Here is a 962-nt window from a genome sequence, read left to right as displayed (position 1 = left end):
GCGGTGATGTCGCCGCTGTTGGTCACGCTCGCGGTGCCGTAGTCGGCCCGCGCGAACACGCCCACCGCCACGTTGCCGCCGCTCACCACGTCGATCGTGCCGCTGTTGTCCACCGACACGTTGCCCGCGCCGGCGATCCCGAACACGCCCGCCGACTGGCCGTACGCGTAACCCGCGATCGTCCCGTCGTTGTCCACGTGCACGTCGCCCTGGCCCGCGTAGCCGAACACGCCCCAGCCACGGCCCAGGTACGAGTAGAAGCCGATCTCGCCGCCGTCCTCGTTGTGCACCATCACGTCGCCGCCAGCGGCGGACGCGTACACGCCGAACGCGTACTTCTGCCCGTCCGCGTACAGCGAACCGCTGTTGCTCACCGTCACGTCGCCGTAGGCGCGCGCATCCACGCCCGACGCCCAGTACTTCGCGCCGGCATCCACCGACCCGCTGTTCTCCACGTGCGCGTCGCCGTTCGCCGCGAACGCGGTGATGCCGATGGAGGAGTAGCCCAGGGCAGCGCTGCTGTACGTGGAGATGTCGCCGCTGTTCGTCACGTGCGCATCGCCCGCGAACGACAACGCCGCCACGCCGCTCGCCGCGCCGGCCGACACCACCTCGATCCCGCCGCTGTTGTCGATGCTCGAGTCGCCGTCCGCGGACGTCACGATCCCGTACGCGCCGTAGCCGTACTTCGTGTACTGCGACGAATAGATGTTGCCGCTGTTGGTCACGCTCGCGGTGCCGCCCTGGCCACCCGAGGTCGCCGAAATGCCGGCGCCGCCGAAGTACGACACCGCCGAGATGTCGCCGCTGTTGCTCACCCCGACCGCCGCGCCTTCGCCGTTGCTCGTCGCGTTGATCCCGTTCGCCAGCGCGCTGCCGTACAGGTAGCCGGTGTAGGTGTAGGGGTTGTAGTAGTACGTCAGCGAGCCCGCGGTGATGTCGCCCGAGTTGGTCACCAGCAC

General features: G+C 69.2%; 1 protein-coding gene. It reads right to left on the bottom strand.

Going from position 1 to position 962, the window contains the following annotated elements; all coding sequences use genetic code 11:
• Positions 1-962: hypothetical protein (locus ON759_RS13890; RefSeq protein ID WP_271680988.1), on the bottom strand; the 962-nt coding region annotated here is incomplete at both ends.

Origin of the sequence: Thermomonas mangrovi (genome assembly GCF_028201335.1) — a bacterium.
GTDB classification, from domain to species: domain Bacteria; phylum Pseudomonadota; class Gammaproteobacteria; order Xanthomonadales; family Xanthomonadaceae; genus Thermomonas; species Thermomonas mangrovi.
This window is presented reverse-complemented; position numbering and strand designations above follow the sequence as displayed.